The following is a 1292-nucleotide window of genomic DNA, read 5'->3' on the forward strand; positions in this document are numbered from 1 at the left end:
CTTCAGGAGATCGGAAGACCTCGGCCGTCGCGGCGCTTGCCGGTGGTGCTGACCCCGGATGAAGTGGTTCGCATCCTCGGTTTTCTGGAAGGCGAGCATCGTTTGTTCGCCCAGCTTCTGTATGGAACGGGCATGCGGATCAGTGAGGGTTTGCAACTGCGGGTCAAGGATCTGGATTTCGATCACGGCACGATCATCGTGCGGGAGGGCAAGGGCTCCAAGGATCGGGCCTTGATGTTACCCGAGAGCTTGGCACCCAGCCTGCGCGAGCAGCTGTCGCGTGCACGGGCATGGTGGCTGAAGGACCAGGCCGAGGGCCGCAGCGGCGTTGCGCTTCCCGACGCCCTTGAGCGGAAGTATCCGCGCGCCGGGCATTCCTGGCCGTGGTTCTGGGTTTTTGCGCAGCACACGCATTCGACCGATCCACGGAGCGGTGTCGTGCGTCGCCATCACATGTATGACCAGACCTTTCAGCGCGCCTTCAAACGTGCCGTAGAACAAGCAGGCATCACGAAGCCCGCCACACCGCACACCCTCCGCCACTCGTTCGCGACGGCCTTGCTCCGCAGCGGTTACGACATTCGAACCGTGCAGGATCTGCTCGGCCATTCCGACGTCTCTACGACGATGATTTACACGCATGTGCTGAAAGTTGGCGGTGCCGGAGTGCGCTCACCGCTTGATGCGCTGCCGCCCCTCACTAGTGAGAGGTAGGGCAGCGCAAGTCAATCCTGGCGGATTCACTACCCCTGCGCGAAGGCCATCGGTGCCGCATCGAACGGCCGGTTGCGGAAAGTCCTCCCTGCGTCCGCTGATGGCCGGCAGCAGCCCGTCGTTGCCTGATGGATCCAACCCCTCCGCTGCTATAGTGCAGTCGGCTTCTGACGTTCAGTGCAGCCGTCTTCTGAAAACGACACCATGTGCAAACGATGTCAGAATAGAGTTAAATTTCCTATTGATTGACATATTCCGTCAAAGGTAATAGATTTCATCCTGACACTTTTGCCTTTGGAGGCATCTTGCAAGGTCAACGCATCGGCTATGTCCGCGTCAGCAGCTTCGACCAGAACCCGGAACGGCAATTGGAGGGTGTTCAGGTGGCGCGGGTGTTCACCGACAAGGCTTCTGGCAAGGACACCCAGCGTCCCGAGCTGGAAAGGCTGCTGGCCTTCGTCCGCGAGGGCGACACCGTGGTGGTGCATAGCATGGACAGGCTGGCACGCAACCTTGATGACCTGCGCCGCATCGTCCAAGGGCTGACACAACGGGGCGTGCGCATGGAGTTCGTCAAA

The 1292-nt window shown here is 60.4% G+C and carries 2 protein-coding genes; both read left to right on the plus strand.

The window, feature by feature from the left end:
* Positions 1–714 (plus strand): class 1 integron integrase IntI1 (gene intI1, locus SJ312_RS23220; protein ID WP_033915444.1); only part of this gene is annotated, 714 nt, incomplete at its 5' end.
* Between the two features lie 305 nt (positions 715–1019).
* On the plus strand, positions 1020–1292 hold a 273-nt coding region (locus SJ312_RS23225; protein WP_031998776.1), incomplete at its 3' end, for a recombinase family protein.

This window comes from Providencia sp. CIM-Carb-044 (assembly GCF_033901115.1).
GTDB lineage: Bacteria > Pseudomonadota > Gammaproteobacteria > Enterobacterales > Enterobacteriaceae > Providencia > Providencia hangzhouensis.